At 59.8% G+C, this 26708-nt stretch carries 18 protein-coding genes; 9 read left to right on the top strand and 9 right to left on the bottom strand.

What is annotated here, in order from left to right; all coding sequences use genetic code 11:
- Positions 1 to 32: 32 nt before the first annotated feature.
- The 6 genes from HMPREF1206_RS03285 to HMPREF1206_RS03260 form a co-directional block, all read right to left on the bottom strand.
- Positions 33 to 782, bottom strand: a complete 750-nt coding sequence (locus tag HMPREF1206_RS03285) for a succinate dehydrogenase/fumarate reductase iron-sulfur subunit (RefSeq protein WP_016421966.1) — start codon at positions 780 to 782, stop codon at positions 33 to 35.
- On the bottom strand, positions 782 to 2800 hold the full coding sequence (locus HMPREF1206_RS03280) for a fumarate reductase/succinate dehydrogenase flavoprotein subunit (protein WP_016421965.1): 2019 nt from the start codon (positions 2798 to 2800) through the stop codon (positions 782 to 784). Before HMPREF1206_RS03280 ends, HMPREF1206_RS03285 begins: the two co-directional genes overlap by 1 nt.
- Positions 2801 to 2819: 19 nt before the next feature.
- Positions 2820 to 3560, bottom strand: coding sequence for a succinate dehydrogenase cytochrome b subunit (locus HMPREF1206_RS03275; RefSeq protein ID WP_016421964.1), 741 nt, complete (start codon positions 3558 to 3560; stop codon positions 2820 to 2822).
- Positions 3561 to 3975: 415 nt separating this feature from the next.
- Positions 3976 to 6591, bottom strand: a complete 2616-nt coding sequence (locus HMPREF1206_RS03270; protein ID WP_016421963.1) for a glycoside hydrolase family 65 protein — start codon at positions 6589 to 6591, stop codon at positions 3976 to 3978.
- A 15-nt stretch (positions 6592 to 6606) separates the two neighbouring features.
- The gene (locus HMPREF1206_RS03265) at positions 6607 to 7380 is read right to left on the bottom strand and encodes an HAD family phosphatase (RefSeq protein ID WP_172620228.1); all 774 of its coding nucleotides are present in this window, start codon (positions 7378 to 7380) and stop codon (positions 6607 to 6609) included.
- Between the two features lie 258 nt (positions 7381 to 7638).
- A complete protein-coding gene (locus HMPREF1206_RS03260) occupies positions 7639 to 9849 on the bottom strand; it encodes a malate synthase G (RefSeq protein WP_016421961.1) in 2211 nt (736 codons plus the stop codon).
- A 1017-nt stretch (positions 9850 to 10866) separates the two neighbouring features.
- Between HMPREF1206_RS03260 and aceA the strand changes: the two genes are divergently transcribed.
- Positions 10867 to 12159, top strand: a complete 1293-nt coding sequence (gene aceA, locus HMPREF1206_RS03255; RefSeq protein WP_016421960.1) for an isocitrate lyase — start codon at positions 10867 to 10869, stop codon at positions 12157 to 12159.
- Positions 12160 to 12373: 214 nt separating this feature from the next.
- Positions 12374 to 13798 carry an acetate metabolism transcriptional regulator RamB gene (ramB, locus tag HMPREF1206_RS03250; protein ID WP_038629316.1) on the top strand — a complete coding sequence of 475 codons (1425 nt, stop codon included), beginning with the start codon at positions 12374 to 12376 and terminating at the stop codon, positions 13796 to 13798.
- Positions 13799 to 14039: 241 nt separating this feature from the next.
- Here the strand turns inward: ramB and lpdA are convergent, their stop codons facing one another.
- A complete protein-coding gene (lpdA, locus tag HMPREF1206_RS03245; protein ID WP_042389081.1) occupies positions 14040 to 15455 on the bottom strand; it encodes a dihydrolipoyl dehydrogenase in 1416 nt (471 codons plus the stop codon).
- 82 nt (positions 15456 to 15537) lie between these two features.
- Between lpdA and HMPREF1206_RS03240 the strand changes: the two genes are divergently transcribed.
- From HMPREF1206_RS03240 to HMPREF1206_RS03210, 7 genes are all read left to right on the top strand, one after another.
- Positions 15538 to 17688 (top strand): prolyl oligopeptidase family protein, encoded by a 2151-nt coding sequence (locus HMPREF1206_RS03240; RefSeq protein ID WP_016421957.1) that lies wholly within the window; start codon positions 15538 to 15540, stop codon positions 17686 to 17688.
- A 10-nt stretch (positions 17689 to 17698) separates the two neighbouring features.
- Positions 17699 to 19159 carry a M1 family metallopeptidase gene (locus HMPREF1206_RS03235; RefSeq protein ID WP_016421956.1) on the top strand — a complete coding sequence of 487 codons (1461 nt, stop codon included), beginning with the start codon at positions 17699 to 17701 and terminating at the stop codon, positions 19157 to 19159.
- Between the two features lie 18 nt (positions 19160 to 19177).
- The gene (locus HMPREF1206_RS03230) at positions 19178 to 20563 is read left to right on the top strand and encodes a hypothetical protein (protein WP_016421955.1); all 1386 of its coding nucleotides are present in this window, start codon (positions 19178 to 19180) and stop codon (positions 20561 to 20563) included.
- A 74-nt stretch (positions 20564 to 20637) separates the two neighbouring features.
- Positions 20638 to 21459, top strand: coding sequence for a glycosyltransferase (locus HMPREF1206_RS03225; protein ID WP_016421954.1), 822 nt, complete (start codon positions 20638 to 20640; stop codon positions 21457 to 21459).
- A gap of 23 nt (positions 21460 to 21482) precedes the next feature.
- Complete coding sequence (locus tag HMPREF1206_RS03220) at positions 21483 to 22175, top strand: glycosyltransferase family 2 protein (protein WP_016421953.1); 693 nt, start codon at positions 21483 to 21485, stop codon at positions 22173 to 22175.
- A complete protein-coding gene (locus HMPREF1206_RS03215) occupies positions 22172 to 22594 on the top strand; it encodes a DUF2304 domain-containing protein (protein WP_016421952.1) in 423 nt (140 codons plus the stop codon). The genes HMPREF1206_RS03220 and HMPREF1206_RS03215 overlap by 4 nt, the downstream gene beginning before the upstream one ends.
- Before the next feature lie 49 nt (positions 22595 to 22643).
- The gene (locus HMPREF1206_RS03210; protein ID WP_016421951.1) at positions 22644 to 23639 is read left to right on the top strand and encodes a thioredoxin domain-containing protein; all 996 of its coding nucleotides are present in this window, start codon (positions 22644 to 22646) and stop codon (positions 23637 to 23639) included.
- A 61-nt stretch (positions 23640 to 23700) separates the two neighbouring features.
- Here HMPREF1206_RS03210 and HMPREF1206_RS03205 read toward each other — a convergent pair whose 3' ends face one another.
- Both HMPREF1206_RS03205 and HMPREF1206_RS03200 read right to left on the bottom strand, forming a co-directional pair.
- Positions 23701 to 24666 (bottom strand): GDP-mannose 4,6-dehydratase, encoded by a 966-nt coding sequence (locus tag HMPREF1206_RS03205; protein WP_038629306.1) that lies wholly within the window; start codon positions 24664 to 24666, stop codon positions 23701 to 23703.
- Between the two features lie 129 nt (positions 24667 to 24795).
- A complete protein-coding gene (locus tag HMPREF1206_RS03200) occupies positions 24796 to 26085 on the bottom strand; it encodes an MFS transporter (RefSeq protein WP_016421949.1) in 1290 nt (429 codons plus the stop codon).
- Positions 26086 to 26708 lie beyond the last annotated feature (623 nt).

Here is a 26708-nt window from a genome sequence, read left to right as displayed (position 1 = left end):
TCCCTTCTGGAAAACTCTAATCGAGAAAGAGTTTAGTCGTCCTTACCGCGGAAGAACGAACGAGCTCGTTCCTTGGTAACGGCGGCAACCGCAGTCAGCGGGATACCGGCCGGGCAGACATCAGCACATTCACCATAGAGGGAGCACGGACCGAAGGTGCCTTCGACCTCGTCAACCATCTTGCGAGCACGCTTGCCACGCTCTTCCTTACCCAGCGGGACCAGGGAGAGGTGAACCAGCTTTGCGCCGGTGAACAGGTGTGCAGCACCGTTCGGGCAAGCTGCCACACAAGCACCACAGCCGATGCAGGCTGCGTGGTCAAGTGCGAACTCAGCGGTCTCGTGGTTCAGGTGCAGAGTATCTGCATCCGGAGCGGTACCAGCGTTGATGGAGACGTAGCCACCCTGCTCGAGGACACGGTCCAGAGCGGAGCGGTCAACGACCATGTCCTTGATGACCGGGTATGCGGCGGAGCGCATCGGCTCGATCTTCAGGGTGTCACCATCGCTGAACTGGTGCAGACGCTGCTGACAGGTCGGGGTGTTCTGGCCCGGGCCGTGCGGACGACCGTTGACGTTCAGACCACAGGTACCACAGATACCCTCACGGCAGTCAGATGCGAACGCGAACGGCTCCTTGCCGGACTCGACGTACTTGGAGTTGACGTGGTCAAGCAGCTCCAGGATCGACATCTCTGCGACGGCGTCGTCAACGTCAACGGATTCAAAGTGTCCCTCGACGTTCGGACCTGCTTGGCGCCAGATTTCAAGGTGCAGTTTCATTACTTGTAGTTCCTTGTCATGAGCGGGACGGCTTCGAAGGTGAGCGGCTCGGCGTGGCGAATGAATTCGTGACCGGACTGATCCCATGCAGGACCATTGTTGCCTCGCTCCCATGCGGAAACGAAGCACCAGTTAGCGTCATCGCGCTCTGCCTCGCCATCTTCGGAGATGTGGTCATCGCGGTAGTGAGCACCGCAGGACTCATCGCGGTCGAGGGCGTCGACACACATGAGCTCACCGAGGTCGATGTAGTCAGCAACGCGGTTAGCGTACTCGAGCTGCTGGTTCATCTCGTTCGGCTCACCCGGGATGAAAAGGTCAGACCAGAATGCCTTACGCAGTTCGCGGATCTCCTCGATACCGCGAGCCAGGTCTTCCTTGTTACGAGCCACACCACAGTCGCGGTAGAGAATCTCACCGAGCTGACGGTGGAAGTACTCAGCGCCGTGCTTACCCTGGATGCTCATCAGCTTGTCCAGGCGAGCCTGAGCGCGGTCCAGTGCTTCCTTGGCCTCCGGGGCATCCTCAGCCAGGCGGTCGGTACCGAGCAGCGGGCCAAGGTAGTTCGGAATGGTGAACGGCAGGGTGAACCAACCGTCGACCGAACCGGACAGCAGGGAGTTTGCACCAAGACGGTTTGCACCGTGGTAGGTCCAGGATGCCTCGCCACCGGTGAACAGACCCGGGATGGAGGTCATCTGGTTGAAGTCAGACCACAGACCACCCATGGTGAAGTGGCAGGTCGGAGCAATACGCATCGGAACCTTGTACGGGTCCTCACCGATTGCCTCTTCGTACATCTGAATCAGGTTCGAGTAGCGTTCCTTGATGACCGGCTGGCCCAGGCGCTCAATTGCGTCACGCAGATCCAGGTAGACGGAGTTCTTCAGCGGACCAACACCGTAGCCGGCGTTAATCTGCTGAGAGTTGGCACGGGAAGCGACGTCACGCGGGACGAGGTTACCGAATGCCGGGTAGCGACGCTCCAGGAAGTAGTCGCGCTCGTCCTCCGGGATGTCGTTGGCCGGGCGCTCGTCGCCCTTCTTCTTCGGGGTCCAAATACGTGCGTCGTTACGCAGGGACTCGGACATCAGAATGGTCTTCGACTGCCAGTGCGCGTTAACCGGAAGACCGGTCGGGTGGAACTGGATGAAGGACGGGGATGCGAAGTAAGCACCCTGGTCGTATGCACGCATGATGGCCGAAGCGTTGGAGTTCTTGGCCAGCGTGGACATGTGGTAGACGTTGCCGTAACCGCCGGTAGCCAGAATAACTGCGTGAGCAGTGTGAACGGTCAGCTCACCATTGATGAGGTTACGCATGATGGCACCCTGGCAACGGCCGTCGGCGACGATGATGTCAACCAGCTCGTTGTGGGTGAAGATCTCGACGTTGCCGAGACCAATCTGACGCTGCAGAGCCGAGGTAGTCGACAGCTGCAGCTGCTGACCCGTCTGACCACGGGTGTAGTACGTACGGGAGACCTGCACACCACCGAAGGAACGGGTTGCCAGGGTACCGCCGTACTCGCGAGCGAACGGAGCACCGATTGCATTCAGGTGGTCGATGACGCGGACGGACTCGACAGCCAGACGCCAGCAGTCGTTCTCGCGGCAGCGGTAGTCGCCGCCCTTAACGGTGTCCTTGACGTGGCGGTAAGCGCCGTCGTTGTCGACCTTCTTACCGCGAGCGGAGTTCACACCACCCTGTGCAGCAATGGAGTGCGCACGGCGCGGAGCGTCGTGGTAGGTGAAAACCTGCACGTCGTAGCCGAGCTCACCGAGGGCAGCAGCGGCAGCGCCGCCAGCCAGGCCGGTACCGACGACCATGACGCGGAACTTACGACGGTTCAGCGGCGAAACCAGGTTGGCGTGATCCTTCTGGTACTGCCAGTGGTCCTTCATGGAGACCTTGTCACCCGGGGAGTTATCGGACAGAACCTTGCCGATCTTGACCCCGTCGACAGCGCTTTCCGGCGCGCGGAAGTCCGCAGCGACGGTTGCTTCAGTGTTAGTCATAGTAAATTTCCTCCTCGACCTACGAGACCAGACCGGTCAGGACGGCGACTGGGATGAAGATGTTGCCGACAACAACCAGCAGCGGCAGCAGGCCGGACAGGAACAGCAGAACCTTGCGCCAGCGCTTACCGGTGATACCGAGGTCGGAAGTAGCGGTCCACAGACCGTGGGACAGGTGCAGCAGCAGAGCGAGCTGAGCAATGATGTACCAAACAACAACACCCGGACGCGAGAAGGACGCAACCACGTTCTGGTATGCCTCACCGTGCTCGAAAGAAGACGGAGAAACGCCAGCACCGATGGTCAGGTCCAGCAGGTGGAAGATGATGAAGGCCAGCAGCACGATGCCGGTGATCACCATCGAACGTGCAGTAAAGGTGTTCCAGCTGGACACCATGCCCTGACGGCGGAACTTGCCGCGGGACTGCTTTGCACGTGCAGCCAGGGTGAGGCCACCGAAAATGTGCAGGACAATAGCTACCAGCAGGACAATGCGGAAAATCCACAGAATGCCCTCGTTCGGAACTGCCGGAGCACCGACAGTGCGTAGGAAGGTCGCGTATGCGTTGAAGTCTTCCTCGCCAGCGAAAATCTTCAGGTTACCCAGCATGTGGACAATAACGAAGAGGCCAAACAGCACGCCAGTGACGGCCATGGTCAGCTTCAGAGCCCATGAAGGGTATTTAGGCTGCTCGCGCAGCGGTTCTACATTAATTTTGCCGTGCGCGATTGCGTCACGGTTTGAACTTTTAACAGTCATGGCACCTCCAGTGTCATATTCACTCTAAAGTCACACAGCGCCTGGTAAACATTTTTCCCCCTTTTGGGTGGGGATTTTCACAGGTTACCTAGGTCTTTTCTCCGCCTTTTCTCAGGTTATCGCATTTTAGCCACTTCTGACGTCGTCGCTGCATAAACCCTCTCCCCCACCATAAAAACGCCCCTACCCCGACTTTTGCCGATTTTTCCCCCGCCCAAACTAGCTAATAACGCAACATAAATAGCACGAAAATAAAAAACCGCCCACTTTTCTCAGGTGGACGGATTTAATACTCAATAATTATGTTGCGAAATTCTTTATTTTTACCCCTGCCGAATTCCCCAAAGGCCCAAACAGCCACCCCCAACAGGCAATCCCCCCCCTATTGGCACCGTGTACGGCCGAAGCCGTCCGACTAATCCTCGCTCTGATCCGAGTTCGCCATCACCACGGTCAACGGCTCCGGACCAATGATCACCTCATGTCCTGCGACCATAATCGGCCCAACCTGGTGGTCTCCCTCCTCCAGGACGACTTCCACCGTGCGGCCGCGCACCGTCACTCGGATACGACAACCACGAATAGTGACTCGGTACGTCAGACCACTCCAGTCCTCCGGCAGACGCGGGTCAATACTGTAGCGGCCGTCATGATCGCGGAAACCACCGAAACCATAGACCAGGGACTGCCACACACCACCGGCAGATGCGACGTGGACACCATCGGCAGCGTTGCCATGCAAGTTCGCCAGGTCCACATAGAGTCCGCGTAGGAAGAAGTCCATTGCCTGCTCCTGCAAGCCCAACTCGGCCGCAACAATGGACTGCACAACGGCGGACAGCGAGGAATCACCGGTGGTGAGCGGATCGTAATACATGTAGTCTGCGCGCTTTTGTTCCGTCGTAAAGCGATTGCCCATGAGGAACAGTGCGAGGACGACGTCCGCCTGCTTAATGACCTGGTGACGGTAAATCGTCAGCGGGTGGTAATGCAGCAGCAGCGGGCGCAGCGGGCCAACTTCGGGATCGTCGAGATTCCAGCGCTTACGCAGCAGGAACTGGTCATCCTGAGGGTGAATGCCGAGCTTCTCATCGAACGGGATGTACATCGCCTCAGCGGCCTGCTCCCACTCTTCAACCTCGCGCTCAGTGAGGTCGAAGCGGTTGGTCAGTTCGCGATAGGCAGCAGGGCGATCACGCTTCATCTGCTTGACGACGTCCGCAGCAACCCGCAGGTTATACTGCGCCATCACGTTGGTGTACAGGTTGTTGTTCACCACCGTGTTGTACTCATCTGGACCGGTGACGCTGTGAATTTGGAACTCTCGCTGCTCGGCATCAAAGAATCCCAACGACATCCAAAACCTGGCCGTGCCGAGCAACAGATCCGTGCCCTCCTTGAGCAGGAACTCCTCATCGCCGGAGGCATAGACGTACTTCATCATCGCGTACACGATGTCCGCATCGATGTGGTACTGCGCCGTGCCGGCCTCAAAGTAGGCCGAGGACTCCTGACCATTGATAGTGCGCCACGGGAAGAGGGCACCGTCGTGCGCCAGTTCGTCGGCACGCGCCCACGCGGCTTCGAGCATGTCCCAGCGGAAACGCATGGCATTGCGCGAGAATTGCGGCGACGTATAGGTAAGGAATGGGGTCACGTAGATTTCCGTGTCCCAGAAGTAGTGGCCGCCGTAGCCGGTGCCGGTCATTCCCTTGGCCGGGACGCCTTGGAATTCGGCGCGGGCGGCGGCCTGGATAATCTGCCAAATGTTCCAGCGCACTGCCTGCTGAATCTCCGGCTGATTGTAAATGACCACGTCAGAGCGCTCCCAGAAGCGTTCGAGCCACTCCTCCTGGTTCTCCATCAGCCCCAGCATGCCGATGCGGCCGACGCGGTTCAGGGTGCGCTCACAGCGGAATGCCAGCTCTTCGGCACGCACCTTACGGGAGGAGTGGTACGCGACCAGCTTCTCCAGGCGTATGACAGTGCCGACCGGCGCATCCAGGTTGAACAGGGAGCTGGCCACATCCGGCTCGGTCGACTGCGAAATCTCTACGAACGGCTCCGTGCCGTCGGGAGTGCGGACAGTAAAGGTGTGGTCCATGGAGGTAGCCACGGTCATACCGGAGTTCGCGCAGCGGTAGCCCAGCGTCGAGCGCTGCCCGTGCGCCGATTCCGACTGAAATGCCGGAATGAGAACGCGGTCTTCCAGCGCCTCGGCGCGACGGGGATCCAGTTCGGTGCCCTGCGCCTTAGCGGCATCGTGGTATTCGTCCTCGCCGTCCTGGCGGTTGAGGATCTGCGAGTTAATCATCACCGCAGCATCCGCATCCAGCAGCTCGACTTCCAGACTCATCGCGGCGACATGCTTTTCCTGGAAAGACACCATGCGCTCAGAGGTGACGCGAACGCGCTTGCCACCCGGGGTGCGCCAAATGAACCGACGACGCAGCACGCCCTCGCGGAAATCCAGGCTACGTTCGTAGTCGCTGACCTCAGCATTGCCGAGACGCAGGGGCTCATCGTCAATGTAGAGACGCATTGCCTTAGCGTCCGGAGCATTGACAATCGTCTGCCCCTGGCGGGCTAGGCCGTAGGCGTCCTCGGCGTGCCTAATCGGCCAGGTCTCATGCAGACCGTTGATATAAGTGCCGTGCTCACTGGAGTCACGGCCCTCCGGCGGGTTGCCACGCATGCCGATGTACCCGTTCGACAGCGCAAACAGCGTCTCGCCCAAACCGAGCGGGAGGCCGTTCGGCTTCGTCTCAATCAGACGCCACTCATCGACCGGAGTGATGTCTCGGTCCATGAGTCCCTCGGCATTTACAAGGTGGTGGTGCTTATCCGCACGATCCGCCGGGAAGTTACGACGCTGCTTACGACGAACTGGGGACACCGTCTCCTCCTGTTTTTCAGCCTCTGCGGTCTCCGCGTCGTGACCCTGCCCCTGCGGAATCACACGCTCAGTCTCGTCGACTGCTGCCGTGGTCGAATCGTTGGCCATGATGCCTTCCGGTTTTGTCTCAGCCATTTGTCACGAGCCAGCCTAGACGAGTGCCGCCAAGTCACTGACCACAACGTCGGCGCCCGCTCGGCGCAGCGCTTCCGCACCAGCACCGCGGTCAACACCAATGACCAGACCAAATGCGCCGGCTGCACCCGCTTGCACACCACTGATGGCATCCTCGACCACCACAGCATCGCGCGGCGCCACCCCCAGATTCTTCGCCGCGTACACGAAAGTATCGGCGGCTGGCTTACCCGGCAGGTTGTTCTCATGCGCCACCACGCCGTCAACAATCTCCACGAACCGCTCACGCAGCCCAGCGGCCGTCAGCACCGGCACCGCGTTCTTCGACGAGCTAACCACCGCCAACTGCGGTTTTTCGCTTGCCGACGAGTCCCTCGCGCCCTGTAACTCGTCGAGCAGCGCAACCGACCCCGGGTAGGCCTCAATTCCCCTCTCGACTCGCGCCAAGAAGTCATCATTTTTGCGCTTCCCGAGCCCGACAATCGTCTCGTCTTTCGCTGTGTCCTCATCGCTACCGTGTGGCAGCGAAATGCCGCGAGATTCCAGGATTGCTGCGATGCCCTCATCGCGGCGGCGGCCATCGAGGTAGGTGAAGTAGTCCTCCTCTGTGTAGGCCGAGACACCCTTGTGCTCGAAGTAGTCGCTAAACATGTCCGCCCACGCCTGCTCGTGAACATCGGCAGTAGGGGTAATTACCCCGTCGAGGTCAAAGAGGATTGCGCCCGCGCTATGGAGGAATTCTTTGGCCTTGGCGAGGTTGGTAGCACTGTCGGTCGTGGAATTAGTCATGGGGGGTCGCAGCTCCTTGGACGTTGCAGACTGCATATTCTCAATTAACTTCCCAATCAACGCTAGCAACGTTGCCCCTACCCCGCTTGCGAACCCGGGTATCTCGAATCCGAGAATCATGGTGCGCTTCCCCCAAAAACAAAACTGCCGGCGCGCATGCGGAATTGGCATCAGAGGTTAGCCAATACCACCTACACACCGGCAGTTTGGATATCTATTTTGTTATTGCAGGCTCGGCAGCCGCAGCCCGACCAAGAATTAGTCCTGGTCGATGCCCTCGCGCTTCTTGAACTCCAGGCGACGGCGGTGCAGGATCGGCTCGGTGTAACCGGACGGCTGGTTCACACCATCGAGGATGAGCTCCTTGGCAGCCTGGAAACCAATGGACTTGTCGAAGTCCGGGGCCATCGGCAGGTATGCCTCATCGCCCTCGTTCTGGCGGTCAACGACCTCGGCCATGCGCTCCAGCGAATCGATGATCTGCTCCTCGGTGACAACACCGTGCAGCAGCCAGTTAGCCAGAGTCTGGGAGGAAATACGCAGGGTAGCGCGGTCCTCCATCAGGTCAACATCGTTGATGTCCGGCACCTTGGAGCAGCCAACACCCTGCTCAACCCAGCGGATAACGTAGCCCAGGATGGACTGGCAGTTGTTGTCCAGCTCGTTAGCCTTGTCCTCATCGGACCAGTCAGCGCCCGGCTCGCCAGCCTTAGCTGCCGCTACCGGGATGGTGAGCAGGTCACCCATGGAGTCGCGGCGACCGTCGGTAAGCAGCTTGTCCTGAACGCCGAAGACGTCAACCTCGTGGTAGTGGGTAGCGTGCAGCACACCACCGGTCGGGGACGGAACCCATGCGGTGGAAGCACCCTGCTTCGGCTGACCGATCTTCTGCTCCAGCAGCTCAGCCATCTGCTCGGTCATGGCCCACATGCCCTTGCCAATCTGAGCCTTGCCCTGCAGGCCGTGTGCCAGACCGGAGTCGACGTTGTTGTCCTCGTAAGCCAGCATCCACGGAGCGGTCTTCTGAACAGCCTTGCGGAACATCGGACCAGCCTGGATGGAGGTGTGGATCTCATCACCAGTGCGGTCCATGAAGCCGGTGTTAATGAAGACGACACGCTCGGAAACAGCCTTGATGGCGGCGTCCAGGTTGACGGAGGTACGACGCTCCTCGTCCATCAGGCCGACCTTCAGGGTGTTGTGCGGAAGACCCAGCAGCTTCTCAACGTCTGCGAACAGCTCGTTGGTGAATGCAGCCTCATCCGGGCCGTGCTGCTTCGGCTTCACGATGTAGATGGAGCCGGTACGGGAGTTCTTACGTGCGTTGTCCTGGTCCAGGCCCGGGATTGCACACACAGCGGTGACGACGGCATCCATGATGCCCTCGAAAATCTCCTCGCCGTCGCGGTCGAGGATGGCCGGGTTCTGCATCAGGTGGCCGACGTTACGGACCAGGTTCAGGGAACGACCGTGCAGGGTGACCTCGGAACCGTCAAGAGCGGTGTAGGTGCGGTCGTCGTTGATGGTACGGGACAGCTTCTTGCCGCCACGGGTGAACTCGACTGCGAGGTCACCGACGTTCAGGCCCAGCCAGTTGGTGTAACCCAGGGTCTTGTCAGCAGCATCAACTGCGGCGACAGAGTCCTCGAGGTCCATGATGTTGGTGACAGCGGCTTCCAGGATGATGTCCTTGACGCCAGCCTTGTCGGTCTTGCCAACCGGGGACTCCGGGTCAATCAGCAGCTGGATGTGCAGACCGTTGTGCTTGAAGTAAATGGACTCCGGCGCGTCCTTATCACCGGTGTAGCCGACCAGGGTCTCCGGCTCGCGCAGACCGGAGGTAGCGCCACCTTCCAGGGTTGCCTGCAGGTGACCGTCGACGATGTCGTAAGAGGTGACGTCCGCGTGGGAACCGTCGACCAGCGGCAGAGCCTTGTCCAGGAAGTTACGACCCCATGCGATAACGCGGTCACCGCGGACCTTGTTGTAGCCCGGGGTGTCCTTCTCCGCACCGCCATCTTCAGGAATAGCGTTGGTGCCGTACAGCGCGTCGTAAAGCGAGCCCCAGCGTGCGTTCGCAGCGTTGATGGCGAAACGGGCGTTGAGAACCGGCACAACCAGCTGCGGGCCAGCGGTGGAAGTGATCTCGGTGTCGACGTTAGCGGTAGTGACCTGGAAGTCACCCGGGTTGTCAACGAGGTAGCCAATTTCCTTCAGGAATGCGACGTACTCATCCTGATTCTGCTCGCCCGGGTGTTCCTTGTACCAAGCGTCGAGCTTTTCCTGCAGCTCATCGCGCTTGGCCAGCAGCTCGCGGTTGCGCGGAGTGTACTTAGCGACAATGTCACCGAAGCCGTTCCAGAACGCGTCCTTGTCCTCAATGCCAGCGGCGGGGAGTGCGGTGTCATTAACGAAGTCGTAAAGAACCTTCGCGACCTGCATTCCACCTGCCGAAATACGCTGTGCCATTGCTCTCCTCAAAACTATTGATTGCAATTTGCCCATCCAGTCACGGCCACGTCAGCGGCTCACACTGGATGCGTTGTTCCCCTACTGTATGTGATTCGGCGCACTTATGAACCGTCTTTTTCCATAACCGCCAACCGCCAGCCCGGTATAACGCCGCTCACATTTGCCATTTCATTCGCTTTACGACGAGCACCCCGCGAACAGACCCCACCCCCTCCCCGATGACCATTCGGGCATTTAATCCTGACGCCACAACCAGCCCTCCCCCACCCACATTGACCGCAGTATCCCCGGCACTCTTTCCTCCAGCCACGGAACACCACATGCAATGGGAAAGTGTCGCGCCTCACAGACATTTACTATTGCGACCTGCGTATGAACGGCCAGCGACCAATCACGTCGCTACAGCCTCCGCCTTCAAACCAGACCATAAAAGCGAGATGACAACCGAGACCCTGGCCACTACCCAGGGATGCTCCGGCGGGGTACTGACGGTGTAACGGCAGTGTATTTAGAAGCCCGTTTCCACCTTTACGGCCGTAATTTCGGGGGTAGCGAAACACCCCCTAAACCCCAAACACTGTTAACGGCCAGCTTTGATAAATACCAAAATATAAATCACCCCAAAGCGGGGGGAACATTATTCGCGAGCCCGCCATAGGGAAATAACAGTACAAATGTACCGGCCGGTCACAGGCGAAAATTGTTAAAGCCAAGCTACACATCACAATGTTTGCAATCTTCACAAGTGTTATCCGTATTACATACTTGAATTCACATCGGAAGCTGCTTGACGAACGTAGCGCTATGCCCCAAAATGTGAGACATGGCACGCGGAAGCGGACATTGTTTTTGTTCGCGTGTTTGCGTGCAGGGGTACAGCACTCTGCTAGCGCCCCCTGCATTCACGTGACACCGCGGTCACTATCGGGTCAGCCTGTAGATCGGTTCTGTCGGAATTGTTCTTAAGTCAGCACCCGGAGTTCAAAAAGCAAGCAAAAGGAAGTGACTCCGTTTATGTCTAACGTTGGTAAGGCACGTACCGCCGCCGAAATCCAGAAGGATTGGGACGAGAACCCGCGCTGGGAAGGTATCACCCGCGACTACACCGCTGAGCAGGTTGCTGAGCTCCAGGGCTCCGTCGTCGAGGAGAACACCCTCGCTCGCCGCGGCGCTGAGATCCTGTGGGAAGGCGTCAACGTTAAGGACGACTCCTACATCAACGCTCTGGGCGCACTGACCGGTAACATGGCCGTTCAGCAGGCTCGCGCTGGCCTGAAGGCTGTCTACCTCTCCGGTTGGCAGGTTGCTGGTGACGCTAACCTCTCCGGCCACACCTACCCGGACCAGTCCCTGTACCCGGCCAACTCCGTGCCGAACGTCGTTCGCCGCATCAACAACGCTCTGCTCCGCGCAGACGAGATCGCTCGTATCGAGGGCGACGACTCCGTCGACAACTGGCTGCTGCCAATCGTCGCTGACGGTGAGGCTGGCTTCGGTGGCGCTCTGAACGTCTACGAGCTGCAGAAGGCTATGATCAACGCTGGTGCCGCTGGTACCCACTGGGAGGACCAGCTCGCTTCTGAGAAGAAGTGTGGCCACCTGGGCGGCAAGGTCCTGATCCCGACCCAGCAGCACATCCGCACCCTGACCTCTGCTCGCCTGGCTGCTGACGTCTCCAACACCCCGACCGTCATCATCGCCCGCACCGACGCTGAGGCCGCTACCCTCATCACCTCCGATGTTGATGAGCGCGACCAGAAGTTCATCACCGGTGACCGCACCTCCGAGGGCTTCTACCACGTCCAGAACGGCCTGGAGCCGTGCATCGAGCGTGCAAAGTCCTACGCTCCGTACGCTGACATGATCTGGATGGAGACCGGTACTCCGGACCTCGAGCTGGCTAAGAAGTTCGCTGAGGGCGTCAAGGCTGAGTACCCGGACCAGCTCCTGGCTTACAACTGCTCCCCGTCCTTCAACTGGTCCGCTCACCTCGAGAAGGACGAGATCGCCAAGTTCCAGAACGAGCTGGGCAAGATGGGCTTCAAGTTCCAGTTCATCACCCTGGCTGGCTTCCACGCCCTGAACTACGGCATGTTCGACCTGGCTTACGGCTACGCTCGCGAGCAGATGTCCGCATTCGTCGACCTGCAGAACCGCGAGTTCGAGGCTGCCGAGAAGCGCGGCTTCACCGCTGTCAAGCACCAGCGCGAGGTTGGCGCTGGCTACTTCGACCGCATCGCCACCACCGTCGACCCGAACTCCTCCACCACCGCCCTGAAGGGCTCCACCGAGGAGGGTCAGTTCTAAGTCACTCGACTTAGGGCTTAGGTCAAGGACCTAACTTCAACACCCAGCGAGGGTTGCACTTACAGCCCTCGCTGGGTGTTTTTGTGTGTTCATCGACGTGTCGACTCCGGGCCGTCGTGAAGCGTGCCTGAGAACCTCAGCACCTACACACGTAAGCAAAGGTTGCAACGGTTTTCTACACAAGTTCAGCAAAGCCCGCGATATGCTGGGCAGTATGTCGAAAACCTATGTCGGATCCCGCCTCCGCCAGCTACGCCGCGAGCGCGACCTCAGCCAGGCTGCGCTCGCACAGGCGTTGGGCCTCTCGGCTAGTTACGTCAACCAGATTGAGCACGACGTCCGCCCGCTGACTGTGCCCGTGCTGCTCCGCATCACGGACACATTCGGCGTTGACGCGACTTTCTTCTCCCGAGATGACGACTCCCGCCTCCTCGCTGAGGTCCAGGACGTGGTAATGGACAAGGAGATCGCTAAGTCTCCCATGGATCTGCAGGAGATCTCGGAAATGGTTCGCGACCACCCTGATATCGCCCGCATCATGGTGGACATTCACCGCCGCTACCGCAACGTCACGGACAAACTCTCTCTGGCCACCGAGGAGCGCAACTTCGGCAACAGCACCGACACCGCCTCCGGTTCACAGGCGCTGACCATGCCTCATGAGGAGGTCCGCGACTACTTCTACGCCCGCCAGAACTACATCGCTTCGGTCGACACCGCCGCTGAGGAGCTGGCCCGCGAGCTGCGCATCACCGACGAGACCACCGATGTGGTCTCTGTGCTGGCCGACAGGCTGTCCAACGACCATGGGATTCGGATTGCGCTGGAATCGTCGTTAGGCGATGTGCAGCACAGCCTTGATCGGCGGACGAAGACGCTCTACCTCGCGCGGCACCTCTCGCCGGGACAGCGGGCCTTCCGCATGGCCACGGAGCTGGGGTTTTTGGAGCAGGGCGAGACCATTTCCGAGGCCGTCGCGTCCGGGCATTTCATGTCGGAGGAGTCGCGGAAGCTGGCGCAGCGCGGAGTCGCGACGTATTACGCGGCGGCGCTGATTCTGCCGTATGAGTCGTTCCATGCGATGGCTGAGTCGAAGCGCTACGACATCGAGCTGTTGTCGCGCACTTACGGTGTCGGCTACGAGACCATCTGCCACCGATTGTCCACGATGCAACGCCCCAGCTTGCGCGGCATCCCGTGGACATTCGTGCGCGTCGACCGCGCGGGCAACATGTCCAAACGTCAATCCGCCACGGGCTTCCACTTCACGCATTCGGGCGGTACCTGCCCGCTGTGGAACGTCTACGAGACTTTCTCCTACCCCGGCAAAGTCATGCGGCAGGTCGCGCTCATGCCGGATGGTCGGCCGTACATGTGGATCTCGCGGACCGTGGAGCATCACGCGGCACGTTTCGGCAAGCCAGGTAAGGTTTTTGCCATCGGTTTGGGCTGCGAGGCCCGTCACGCTGAGCGCACCGTGTACGCCGATGGTCTCGATCTCGCGGACCTCGACGCCGCCACTCCAATCGGTGCCGGCTGCAGGGTCTGCTCCCGCGAGGCATGTCCGCAGCGCGCGTTCCCGCCGATCCATCGCGATATCGACATCAACATGCACCGCTCCACCGTCTCGCCGTACTAGTTCGCTTTACGACGGGCGCGGAGCCGGCCTGTTTGCGGGGGCTTGGTTCGCGCAGGATGCTCCCCCCCCAAAAAAAAGGAAGACCCAAAAAGAAAGTGCTTAAGTTTATGACACTTTCGCACCGATTTTCACGGTCAAACTGTCATAAACTTAAGCACTAACTCGTATTTGCCTGAACCGGGACCAGCCCAGTGAGAGCCAGGACCAGCGAAAACTGGCCCCAGGCCAAAGCCACAACCTCTTACAGGTTGATCATCTTGCCCATAACGCCCTCAGCTGCTTCCTTCATAGCCTCGGACATGGTCGGGTGAATGTGGACGGCGCGGCCGATTTCCTCAGTGGTCAGCTCGTACTTCTCAGCCAGAACCAGCTGCGGCATGAGCTCGGAAACGTTGGCACCCACCATATGGCCACCCAGCAGCTCGCCGTATTCGGCATCTGCAATGAGCTTCACGAAACCAGCCGGCTCCGCCAGCCCCTGGGCCTTACCGTTTGCAGAGAACGGGAAGGTGGAGACCTTAATCTCGCGACCGTTCTCCTCTGCCCACTTCTTGGCCTGCGCCTCGGTCTTACCGAAGGAACCAACCTGCGGGTTACAGAAGGTTGCGCGCGGCATCATGTTGTAGTCCGGGATGGTCTCGGTCTCGTGACCCGCCATGTGCTCAGCTGCGATAACGCCCTGTGCCTCAGCGACGTGTGCCAGCTGCAGCTTCATGGTGACGTCACCGATGGCGTAGATGTTGTCGACGTTGGTGCGCATGTACTCGTCGATGACAATCTCGCCGCGCTCGCCCAGCTCAACACCGGCCTTGTCCAGGCCGATGCCCTCGGTGCGCGGTGCGAAGCCGATGGAGACCATAACGCGGTCGACGGTCAGAGTCTGCTCGTCGCCGCCATCCTTGGCCTCGACCTTGACCTCAACCGAGTCACCATTGTCCACGATGGAGGTGGTCTTGTGCCCGGTCATGAGCTTGACGCCCAGCTTCTTGTATTCCTTGGCAATAACCTTGGAGACGTCTGCGTCCTCGTTCGGCAGAACGTTGTCCATGAACTCGACGATGGTGACATCCACGCCGTAGTTAGCCAAGACGTATGCGAACTCCATACCGATGGCGCCAGCACCGACGATAACCATGGAGTCCGGCAGCTCGTCGGAGAGAATCTGCTCTTCGTAGGAAACGATGTTGCCGCCGACCTCAACGCCCGGCAGGGAACGGACGACAGAGCCGGTCGCAATAATCGCCTTATCGAAGGTAATTTCCTTGCCTTCGTCATCGCCATCAGTGATGGCCATGGAGGTCGGGCCAGTGAATTCACCGAAACCGTTGATTTCGGTGATCTTGTTCTTCTTCATCAGGAAATGAACACCCTTGACGATGCCCGCGGACACCTTGCGCGAACGCGCGTGTGCGGCACCGAAGTCAAAGGAGACATCGCCGGAGATACCGAAGGTCTTAGCCTCATGGTTGAAAATGTGCGCCACCTCGGCGTTCTTCAACAGAGACTTGGATGGAATACAGCCAACGTTGAGGCAGACACCGCCCCAGTATTGCTTCTCCACCACAGCGGTCTTCAGACCCAGCTGGGATGCACGGATTGCTGCGACGTATCCGCCAGGACCGCCGCCGAGTACTACAAGATCAAAATGTTCAGCCACGTGCACAAGTCTACGCACGACTTGTCTTTACTTCACGCGCGAGTCCCGGTTTTACCTACTGCGGTCGGCTACGGTGGTGGGCATGGGCACCGACACGGACACCGACTTGGGCAACAATCTCTCCTTCCTCTCCACTGATCTTGTCCCCGATTGGCTGGACGATATCGACGGCTCCCAGGCGCTGGCGTGGGCCCGCGCGCAGTCGGAGGCCACCGTCGCAGGTGTCGATTCGCTTGCCGACGACACCAGCGACCGCACCAACCTGGAACAACGCATCCTGGCTGCGCTCAACACCGATGCCCGGATCGCATACCCGGTGCGGCGCGGCGAGTACCTCTATAACTTCTGGCGGGATGCCGAGCATCCGCGGGGCCTGTGGCGGCGCACCTCGTTGCAGAGCTATCTGGCTGGCCAGGACGATCCGCAGGCGACCGAGTGGGAAACTCTCATCGACCTCGATGCGCTGGCGAAAGCCGAGGGAGAAAACTGGGTCTGGAAGGGCACGGTGTGCCGTTATCCGGAGTATGACCGCGCGTTGATTCTGCTCTCTCGCGGCGGCGCCGATGCCACTGTGGTGCGGGAGTTTGACCTCGTCAACTGCACTTTTGTGGAGGATGAGCCGTTCTACCTCACGGAGGCGAAGTCCGATGTCTGTTGGTTGGGCCGTGACGAGATTCTCGTTGGCAGTGACTTTGGTCCGGGGTCACTGACGGATTCGGGCTACCCGCGGCAGGTGCGGAGGTGGCGGCGCGGCATGCCGTCGTCAAGCGCGGATGTGATTTTCTCAGGCCACAGTGATGATGTGGCCGTGGGCGGCTGGTTCGACGCGACGGAGGGTTTCGAGCGGCTGTTTGTCGAGCGTGCGCATGATTTTTATAATTCGCAGCGGTTCGTGGCAGCGGAGCGTCCGGGCAAGTTGGCGGCGCAGCAGAATGGGGACTTTTCCCTGCAGATCCTGGAGGTGCCGCAGGACTGTCGCACGAGTGTCCATCGGCAGTGGTTGGTGTTGATGCCCCGCACGGAGTTCAATGGCATTCCGGCTGGTGGCGTGGCCGTTGTGGAGCTCGATAAGTGGCTGGCGGGCTCGCGTGAGGTGGAGGTGATTTTCACCCCTGATGCGCACACCTCGTTCCAGCAGCTGGCGTGGACGAAGAACTTCCTGGTGTTGACGCTGTTGGAGGATGTGGCGACGAAGTTGGTCGTGTTGCGGGAGGGCTCGTGGGAGCCGGTGGAGGCTTTCGGCGAGTTACCGGCACAGGCCACTGTGAGCGTGATTGATACGGCCTCTGAACGCGACGATGAAATCTGGTTGGTGTCGACCTCGGCAACGCAGCCGGCAACTCTCTGGTACGGGCAAGTCGGCAACCCGCTCACGGAAGTGCGGCGTGCTCCGGCGCTCTTCGACAGTGAGGGGATGGAGACGCGGCAGCACTGGGCGACCTCGGCCGATGGCACGCGGATTCCGTATCGCATCACCGGCCGCTTCGACGCAGGCGCTAGTGCAGAGACAACCACAGCCACACCCACTCCGAACCCAGCCCCTACCCTCGTGCACGCCTACGGCGGTTTCGAGGTCTCGCTGGTCCCACAGTACTCGGCGATTCGTGGACTGACCTGGCTCGATCGGGGCGGCTACTTCGTGGAGGCCAACCTGCGTGGCGGTGGCGAATTTGGCCCGACCTGGCACTCCTCGGTGGTCAAGACTGAGCGGATGAGGGTCTATGAGGATCATCAGGCCGTACTGCGCGATTTGGTTGCACGTGGCTACTGCACGCGCGAACAGCTGGGCGTGCGCGGTGGTTCCAACGGCGGGCTGCTGACCGCAGTCTGCCTCACCTCCTACCCGGAGTTAGTGGGAGCGGTGGTGTCCCAGGTGCCACTGGCGGACATGATGCGCTACCACAAGCTGTCCGCAGGAGCCTCCTGGATGGCCGAATATGGAAACCCGGACGACCCCACCGAGCGGGCTGCGATTGCGCAGTATTCGCCGGTCCAGCGCGTCGTCAAGCGAGAGCAGCGCGCCTACCCACCAGCGTTGATTACGACGTCTACCAGGGATGACCGTGTCCACCCGGCACATGCGAGGAGCCTGGCGTGGCTGCTGGAGGAAGCGGGACAGCCGGTGGATTATCACGAAAATACCGAAGGAGGCCACGCCGGTGCGGCGGATAATTCGCAGGTCGCGTTCGTCGAGGCACTCATATCTACGTGGCTGTGGAACAAGCTCAAGTAAGGTAACAGCCGTGAGTAGCGCTGATTTCACTAATCCTTATACCGGTATTGCGTTCAACCTGGGTTTCCGGGTGAACAAATACGAGCTGGACCTCGATTATCGGGTCGGGCCGAATCGTCTGAAGGCGACGGCGACTCTGCATATCGAAATCAATGCTTGGACCTCACACATCACGCTCGACTTTGCGGATGCGCTGGGGGTCGATTCGGTGGATGCGATTTCCGATTCGCAGGCACACTCAATCGATGTAAAGCGCTGGCGCCATTCGGGACGCAAGCTGCGCGTCACCTTTGACCGCGAGTTGGCTCCCGACGAGACGCTGCGGCTGATTGTGACTTACTCGGGCACGCCACGTCCGGTGCGCTCGAAGTGGGGCGAAATTGGCTGGGAGGAACTCGAAAACGGTGCACTCGTGGCATCGCAGCCGGTGGGCGCGGCGTCGTGGTACCCCTGCGATGACGATCCCGAGGTCAAGGCATTTTACGAGTTCACGATGGTCACCGACGCTCCCTACGAGGTCGTCGCACCAGGGCTTGCCGACGCTCCGGTGAACGTGGGCGGATCGCGCCGCCGCTGGCGGTTTGTCACCGAGGAGCCCATGGCCTCCTACTTGGCCACCATCAATGTCGGCCAGTTTAAGAAGGTCGAGCTGCCGTGCCAGACCTCGACCGTAGTGGCCTGGGTGCCCTCTGAGTTGGTGGCAAATGCCCGCCACGACTTCCGCGACCAGGGACGCATGCTCGATGAATTCGCCAAGCTCTTTGGCCCTTACCCCTTCCGTGCCTACCAGGTGGTCATTTGTGAAGACGACCTGGAGATCCCCATCGAGGCACAGGGTCTGTCCATCTTCGGAGCCAACCACGCCGACGGCAAGGACACGTGGAATCGACTGATTGCCCACGAGTTGTCGCACCAGTGGTTCGGCAACAGTGTCGGCATTTCGCAGTGGCGCGATATCTGGCTCAACGAGGGTTTTGCCTGCTATTCCGAGTGGGTGTGGTCCGAGGTCAGCGGCGGTGCCAGCGCGGATGTGCACGCCCGCAAGCACTACCTGGACCTGCTTGAAGATGATCAGGACATCGTCATCGCCAACCCAGGGCCCAAGCTGATGTTCGACGACCGTCTGTACAAGCGCGGCGCGCTGACTGTGCACGCTCTGCGTCTGCTGCTGGGCGACGAGGTGTTCTTCGACCTGGTGCACAAGTGGACCACCACCAACCGCCACAGTGTGGTCGATGCAGTGGACTTCCGCGCACTGGCCAACCGCGTATGCCGTGAGCGTGGCATCACCACCTCGCACCTGGATGTCATCTTTGACTCCTGGCTGTCACGCAGCTCCTTGCCGGACTTCCCCACCGACCCAACGCGTTCCCCTGCTGACCAGGGCATCGACGATAATGGTGCTCCAATCGTGGACGAGGAACTGGCCGCTCAGTTTGAAAAGCTCGGCTACTCGAAGGCCAAGGACTAGAGAGCTAGAGGCACGTCAATGTCCGGTTTCAAATGGTTGTCGCTGGCCACGATTGTCGCGGCGATAGGCAGCTTCGCGGTGCTGATTATCTCGGCCCGCGCACTTCCCAATGCGGTAAACCTGCAGTTCGTGGCGTTTTGGGGACTGTTCTTCGCGCTCACGGGTGTTCTCGGCGGGTTGATGCAGGAGACCACGCGCGCGATTGGTGCTGCGGAAGCGCGGAACCGGAAGCGGGAGCGGCCCCGTGAACAGACCCCAGAGCAGAAGCCGGAGCAGGAACAGGAGCAGACAGCTACCGAAACGGGTCAAACTCTCGGCGCTCGTCCCATCACGGTTTCGCTGGGCGTCGCCGCAGTTACTTTCATCACCATGGCAGTGACGGGTCCGCTGTGGGCCCCACTGGTCGTGCAGGATGACGCCGGCACTGCAATTCTGCTCATGGCCTCTGGCCTTGCTCTGTACTCGATGCAGGCCACCACCTCGGGTCTGCTCAGCGGCCGCCAGCTGTGGGGCCCCTACGCCGCCCTAATCATGATCGACATTCTCGTGCGCGTAGCACTGGCACTCGTCGCCTGGTACTTCGGCTGGGGTCTGCTGGCCTGGCTGATTATTACGGTGTTCGGGACAGTCAGTTGGCTTATTCTCGCGCTGTTTTCCTCGGCAACCCGCTCGGTCATGTTCGCGCGTGCCGACGTCCCGGTGCGCCGCTTCATCACTCTCATGGTCACGGCCATGGGCGCATCTGGCGCATCTGCTGTGCTGGTCACAGGTTTTCCGACAATCGTCAAGATTGCCGGCGAAGCGGTCACCACTGGCGCCGGGATAGCCGAGTCACTTACCCCGCCGCATGCCAACAACTTCACCGCAGCAGTGACCATTGCGGGAATCGCCTACGCCGTAACGCTGACCCGCGCTCCGCTGCTCATGCCCTTGGAGAAGTTCCAAAACGCCATCATTGTGAGCTTTGTCCGGCATCGCTCCGAGGGCGTGCTGGCAGCGCTGGCCAAGCCGTTGGGGGCGCTGGCTGCTTTCGGCACCTTCGGGGCGGGCCTGGCATGGCTCATCGGCCCGTGGATCATGACTCTCATCCTGGACGATAGCTATCACGTGTCCGGGCCGGTGCTCGCGGCGCTGACGCTCGGTGCGACGTTGACCGCCATGTTGATGATTACCGGCTCGGTCACCTTGGCAGTGGAGAAGCACCATATGTATCTGATCGGTTGGTTGGCTGCGACCACGATCGCCGTTGCCATTCTTTTCCTCCCTGGGCACCTGTCGGTACGCACGGTCGCCGCTATCGCCGTAGGCTCTGCAGTAGGTGTTGCCATTCACCTGCTTGCGCTGCGCACACTTTCCCCACGTGCTGCCAGGTCAGCCGTATCGGAGGCTTTTGCGGTGGAATAACACCACCCGCATCCGATGCCGTCCCAAAAAGCACCGTCCATATCTCCCTGCAACTCCCAAGGTTCGAGACTCACATGTCCACCATCACTGACCTCACGGTTCTCATGACCGTCTACCACCGCGTCGTCCCCGACCAGCTCGATACTGCGCTGCAGTCGCTGTGGAACCAGACGCGTCCGGCCGCGCACGTCATTGTGGTCATCGATGGCCCGATTGGGCAGGAACTCGACCGGGTCGTCGTCAAGCATGAGCAGGCGCATTCGGAGATGACCGTGCTGCGTTGTGCGGAAAATGGCGGCTCGGGAGTGGCTTCGCAGGCGGGTCTTCAGCTGGTGGAGACCCCATGGGTGGCGCGGCTGGATGCGGACGATATTGCGCGTGCGGACCGATTTGAAAAGCAGTGGGACACGCTGACCGCTGACCCGGAGTTGGATGTATTGGGCAGTGCAATGGCGGAGTTCGAGGGCACGCCGAACAATGTGGTGCGCGTGCGGACTCTGCCGCAGACGCACGCCGAAATTGCGCGTTATATCAAGATCAATTCGCCTGTAAATAACCCCTCCTCGATGCTGCGCACGGCGAAGGTGCGTGAGGTCGGCGGGTATCGCGACATCCGTCTGATGGAGGACTACGACCTCTGGGTGCGCCTCATGGCCGCTGGCGCGAAGTTTAAGAATCTGCCCGAGCCGCTGGTGTACTTCCGCGCCGACGGCATGTTCGAGCGGCGAACCTCGCGCGGCATCATCCGCGGTGAACGTCAGCTCCAGCGCACGCTGGTAGCTGAGGGGCTGATTTCCAGGCCGCGGGCGGTGTTTAACTTGGCGGTGCGGACACTTTTCCGACTTTTGCCAACTCAGCTCATGTCACGCGCGTATCGACGATTGTTTGTGCGGTAGGCTTCGGAGCGATGACTGACAACATGGATTTCTCGGACACCTGGCTGATTGTGCCGTGCTACAACGAGGGCCAGGTTATTCGTGAGGTTCTCGAGCACGCTCGCGAGACCTTCCCCAACATTGTCGCGGTCAACGACGGCTCTTCGGATAACTCCAGCCTGGAGATCCACAGGGCTGGCGCTCACCTGGTCAACCACCCTGTCAATTTGGGTCAAGGGGCGGCTATCCAGACCGGCGTGGAATACGCTCGCGCGCAGGCTGGCTCGAAGTACTTTGTCACCTTCGACGCCGATGGCCAGCACCAGGTCAAGGACGTAGTCGCCATGGTGCAGCGACTGCGCAGCGAACCAATCGACATCATTGTGGGGACCCGTTTCGGCCGCCCTCGCGCCGAAGATGACCAGGTGCCGCTGATTAAGCGAATTGTCCTCAAGACGGTGGTCATGTTGTCACCACGCACGCGCCGGCTCGGTCTTACCGACGCCCACAACGGCCTGCGCGCCTTCAACCGCACGGTGGCAGAGCAACTGAACCTGCGCATGAACGGTATGAGCCATGCCTCCGAATTTGTCGAGGTCATGGACAACAGAGGTTGGCGTACCGCTGAGCAGCCGGTGGATATCCTCTACACGGAATACTCCATGTCCAAAGGGCAATCCTTGTTCAACGGTGTCAATATCCTTGCCGACTCCCTGATTTCGAAGAGGCTGCCATGACCGCATCCATCGTTCAAATTATTTTGCTGCTGGCGATGGTGGGCCTGGTCGCTTACTTCGTCGCTAACCGTCGTAAAGCGCGCGCCAAGGCGGGCGTGAAACTGGGATTCGTCGTTTTCGTCATCGCGTGTCTGTGGGCAATCGTGCGTCCCGACGATCTGACCGTGGTGGCCAACTGGATTGGTGTGACCCGGGGCACCGATTTGCTGCTCTACGTACTGGTGTTGGCGTTCGTGTTTACCACGGTGTCGTCCTACATTCGCTTCCGCGAACAGGAGCTACGCTACGCACGACTGGCTCGTGCAGTGGCCTTGAAGACCGCTGTGCGTCCGGAAGAAGAAATTGTGATTTCGGGCAGCCAGAGCAGCAGCCAAAAAGACAGCGCGACAAACGTCGAGAACAACGCTCCGTCCGACTAGTCGGCACGCTAAGCGCATGTGAATCTGAGGCTGTGGTTCCATAGAAGCCATGAGCGAAGAAAATAAGGACAACATCGCCGCTGACCATAGCGGCGATTCGCAGCAGCCATCGGCCGATGAAGCACGTCAGGAGACACTGCAGGAACCCCAGCAGGCTTCTCAGCCGGTACCCACTGAGCAGGACTTGGAGTCCTGGTCTGCCGACAGTGATGGAAAAACCAAGTCGTGGTACTCGATTCCGAACGCCGCATGGGCGCTAGCTGTCGTCGCATTGATCGTTGTCGGCGCAGCGGGCTTCTTCGCTGGCTCGCGTTCGGCTAACTTCAACGGCGTGAGCACCGTCAACATGGCGGGCGTTGCACCAGGCAAGGGGGAAATTGCGCCTGTACCTGGCCCGAATGGCTCTTTCGACGCCAGCATCTACGGCCCAAAGGCGGGAGCGCAGCTGAAGTCCCCGGAGGATATGGACAATGTCCACCGCCGCAATGAAAATGATCCTTTTGCTCTCGGTGCAGTGGATGCGCCGGTCGTAATCTCAATCTACTCGGACTTCGAATGCCCGTTCTGCGCGAAGTTCGCAAACGAAACCGAGTCTGCCCTCGTGGAAAAGTACGTCAATGAGGGACTGGTCCGCCTGGAGTGGAACGATATGGCCATCAATGGTGAGAAGGCCATCAAGGACGCTGAGGCCGGCCGTGCCGCGGCAGCTCAGGGCAAGTTCTGGGAGTTCTCCCGTGCGCTGTTTAAGAAGGCCGGCGAAAAGGGCCAGGGCCACCCGGAGTTCACTGAAAAGGAACTGATTGCCGTCGCTCGTGAGGCCGGTGTGCCGGACATGAAGCGCTTTGAAAAGGAGCTTAAGGACGGCAAGTGGACCGAGGCGGTCGAGAATGCCACCCAGTTCGGTTCCATGCTGGGCATTTCCGGTACTCCGGGCTTCCTCGTTGGTACTCAGTTCGTCTCGGGCGCACAGCCTCTCGACGTGTTCGAGGACAATATCGAGCTGGCTCTCATCCACGCCAAGCGCGCGGAGGAAGCTGGCAAGTAACCTGGCTGACTCACGGCTAACCTACGCGGACGACTGCGCGAAGCCGCCCGCGTAAGCTGCGCTAGCCCTGATTCCGGAAGTACTCCACAGTACGAGCAACACCTTCCTGAATACTCATAGCTGGCTCCCAGCCGAGTACCTCACGCGCCCGCGTGGGATCCAACGCCGACCGCGCCACATCACCAGTGCGCGGCGGTGCAAACTCTGGATTATCCTCGGCATCCGCAGCCTGCGCCACCAACGAGTGCAGCTGCCGATCCGAGGTTTCTACGCCGGTGCCAATATTAAAGCGCATTCCACCACCGACCTCGCCGGATGCGCGGTAGAAAGCATCCACCACATCGTCGACATAGACATAGTCGCGGGTATTTCCTCCGTCACCGAATACCTTGGTTGGCTCTCCCGCCAGCAGTCGCTGGGCGAAAATAGCAACCACACCGGCCTCGCCGTGCGGATCCTGCCGCGGGCCGTACACATTCGCCGGCGCGATGTGCGAGCATTCGAGCCCGTAAAGATTGCGGAACATATTCAAGTACAGTTCGCCCGTTGCCTTTGAGGCGGCATAGGGGCTCATCGGATTGACCGGCACGTTTTCCGTCACCGGAAGCTCCTCCGGCGTGCCGTAGATGGAACCGCCCGAAGATGTAAACACAACCTTGCGGACACCGTGCTTTCGGGCCGCATCGGCAAGTTTGATTGTGCCAATGATGTTCAGCGTCGCATCTCGCACCGGGTCGGCCACGGAAATCCGAACATCAATCTGCGCTGCGAGGTGGAAAATAACCTCCGGGCCGCTTTGCTCGAGCAGCTCGTCCCAGTCCACCTCCAGCACATCGGCGGTTATGAACTCAAAGTCGTCGTTAAGCGATGCCTGCTGGAGGTTTTCCAGCTTTCCGTGGGAGAGATCGTCCAGCGCCGTGACCGCGTACCCTTCAGCCAGTAGCCGGTCAACCAGCGTCGAACCGATAAATCCCGCACCACCCGTCACCAGCGCGCGCGGTTTCGCGCTTGCCGACGATTCTGTCATCGCGGTGGCCGGTGATTCGTTCTTGTGCTTCTCCATAGGAAGAACTATAGGCGCTTAGTAAGGAAAACCGCTTATACGTGTGCCAACCTCACATTGACGGGGTTGATTAGTCTTCCGAGGAATGCGAGATTACTCAGCGCGCTGTGGCAGGTTGACAGTGGAATTGAAGAAAATAACCAAGCCCATCAAGATGGCGATGACCATACCGCCACCGAGCATGACCGGGTAGGTCATCCAGGAGATGGACTCGGAGAGCTTGGTCAGAATTGCCGGGAATGCGAAGCCGATGTAGGTCAGACAGTAGAAGATACCGGTCAGACCAGCCATATCGCGCGGGCCAGCGATGCGCTGTACCTCGTTGAGGCCGGTAAACATGGACAGACCGTAGCCGGCACCCAACACCAGCGCTGCAATGAACGCCGTCACTGCGGTGGGGTTGGTGGACATCCAGGCCGCCAAGCCCATACCGATAACCACAATGCCAATTGCGATTAGCGAACCGCGGGCGTTGTGCTCGGTCACAAAGCGGGGACCAATCTGCTGAATACCAAAACCGCAGAGCAGCGCAAACAGTGTGACCATCGCGGAGTAGAACACTGGCTGGGAGACGTGGTCCTGAAGCAGAGACGGAATGATTGCGTAGGCAACACCGGCTGCACCGAAGACCCACGGCGCTCCCATCGCGGCGACGAGCAGGAAGCGACGGTTAGTTACCGATGGGGTACGTAGAGACTCCCAGAGGGTCTCGCGCGGAGCATTACTGCCGCCCAGGTGCGGCGACTGGCGGGTCTCCGGCACGGCCAACAGACCGAAGATTGTCGGGATAGAAATCAGGATGTGGATGATATAAGCCAGCTGCCCCGGCAGCGGTGCGAACTGCGCCAGCGTGCCGGCAATTCCCGCACCCAGACCAAAGCCCAAGGTCAGCGCCATGGACTGACGCTTCGCACCCGAGGTTGACTTGGCCTTGGGGTCAAAGCGCGGATCAGAGAGCTCTTTTACCCACGAGCCGCCCACGGCCATGACAATGCCGACTGCCAAGCCAGAGATAAAGCGACCAGTGAGAATAAGCGGGGCGGTAGTCTCGCCCAACGCAATAAGAGTCGACCCCAGAATCGAGAGAACCGGCGCGGCGAGCATCACCGGCTTACGGCCGATACGGTCCGAGATTGGGCCGGAAATCAGCAGTGCCGGCGCGATACCGAGGGCGTAGACCAGCAATAGAAGGTCAATAAACACCGGCGCCAGGTCGGCATTTTCGCGGTACATCACCATCAGCGGCGTGAATTCGTTGCCACCCCACGCGACGGCGAAAACTGCAATTGCGGCAAGCAACCACAGCGGCGTGCCCTTATTGGATTTGGCCCTGCCGTGAGGTACCTCATTTTCATTGCCGTTAGTTCCTGCGTGAGAAGACATGTCGTTTACTTTACGACGGTCCCCAGCGCCTTACGCGCAATGGTGGAAATTGAGTTACGGGGGCTAACCACAAAAGATGTGTCGGGGTGGTTTCGGCGCTTGGCGCTACCACCGCCCCAAAATGCCCCTGAAACCTGGGGCCCACACCCCCGTCTCGGGGTGACTTGTTGCCAACCTTGTTTCCCTGCCCCATCCGGGGGCAGTGCCCTTTTCGACACTACATCGTTATTATTCCGTTACTTCTTCTGTATCTTGAGCCACTTTTGCCACACCATTCACACAACTTCTGAATATATAATTACAAATTAGTTCAATGTGGGGGTAGTCGAACAGCCATAAAACGCAGATTTCCCCTATTTAAGACAATCTCGCACATAGACGGCCGCCAGGTCGCGCAAATCGATCCAGAAACAACCCGTCGTTAAGTAGTGCCCAACCCACCCCCTTTGCACACCCCCGAATCCGCCTTTTTCAGGCATGCGTATAAATAAATCGGTCACAAACAAAGGAAATCTACCGCCATTCACCGACCCCCATTACCCCCGTTGTTCACTTTTTGTCACCGCTCGCTGAAGTTCAAACGCTGGTCGCTACCGGTCTGGCTGTGTAAGAATTCGACACCG

Origin of the sequence: Corynebacterium sp. HFH0082 (genome assembly GCF_000411235.1) — a bacterium.
GTDB lineage: Bacteria > Actinomycetota > Actinomycetes > Mycobacteriales > Mycobacteriaceae > Corynebacterium > Corynebacterium jeikeium_D.
The sequence above is the reverse complement of the archived record's forward strand: the minus strand, read 5'-3'. Positions and strand labels throughout refer to the sequence as shown.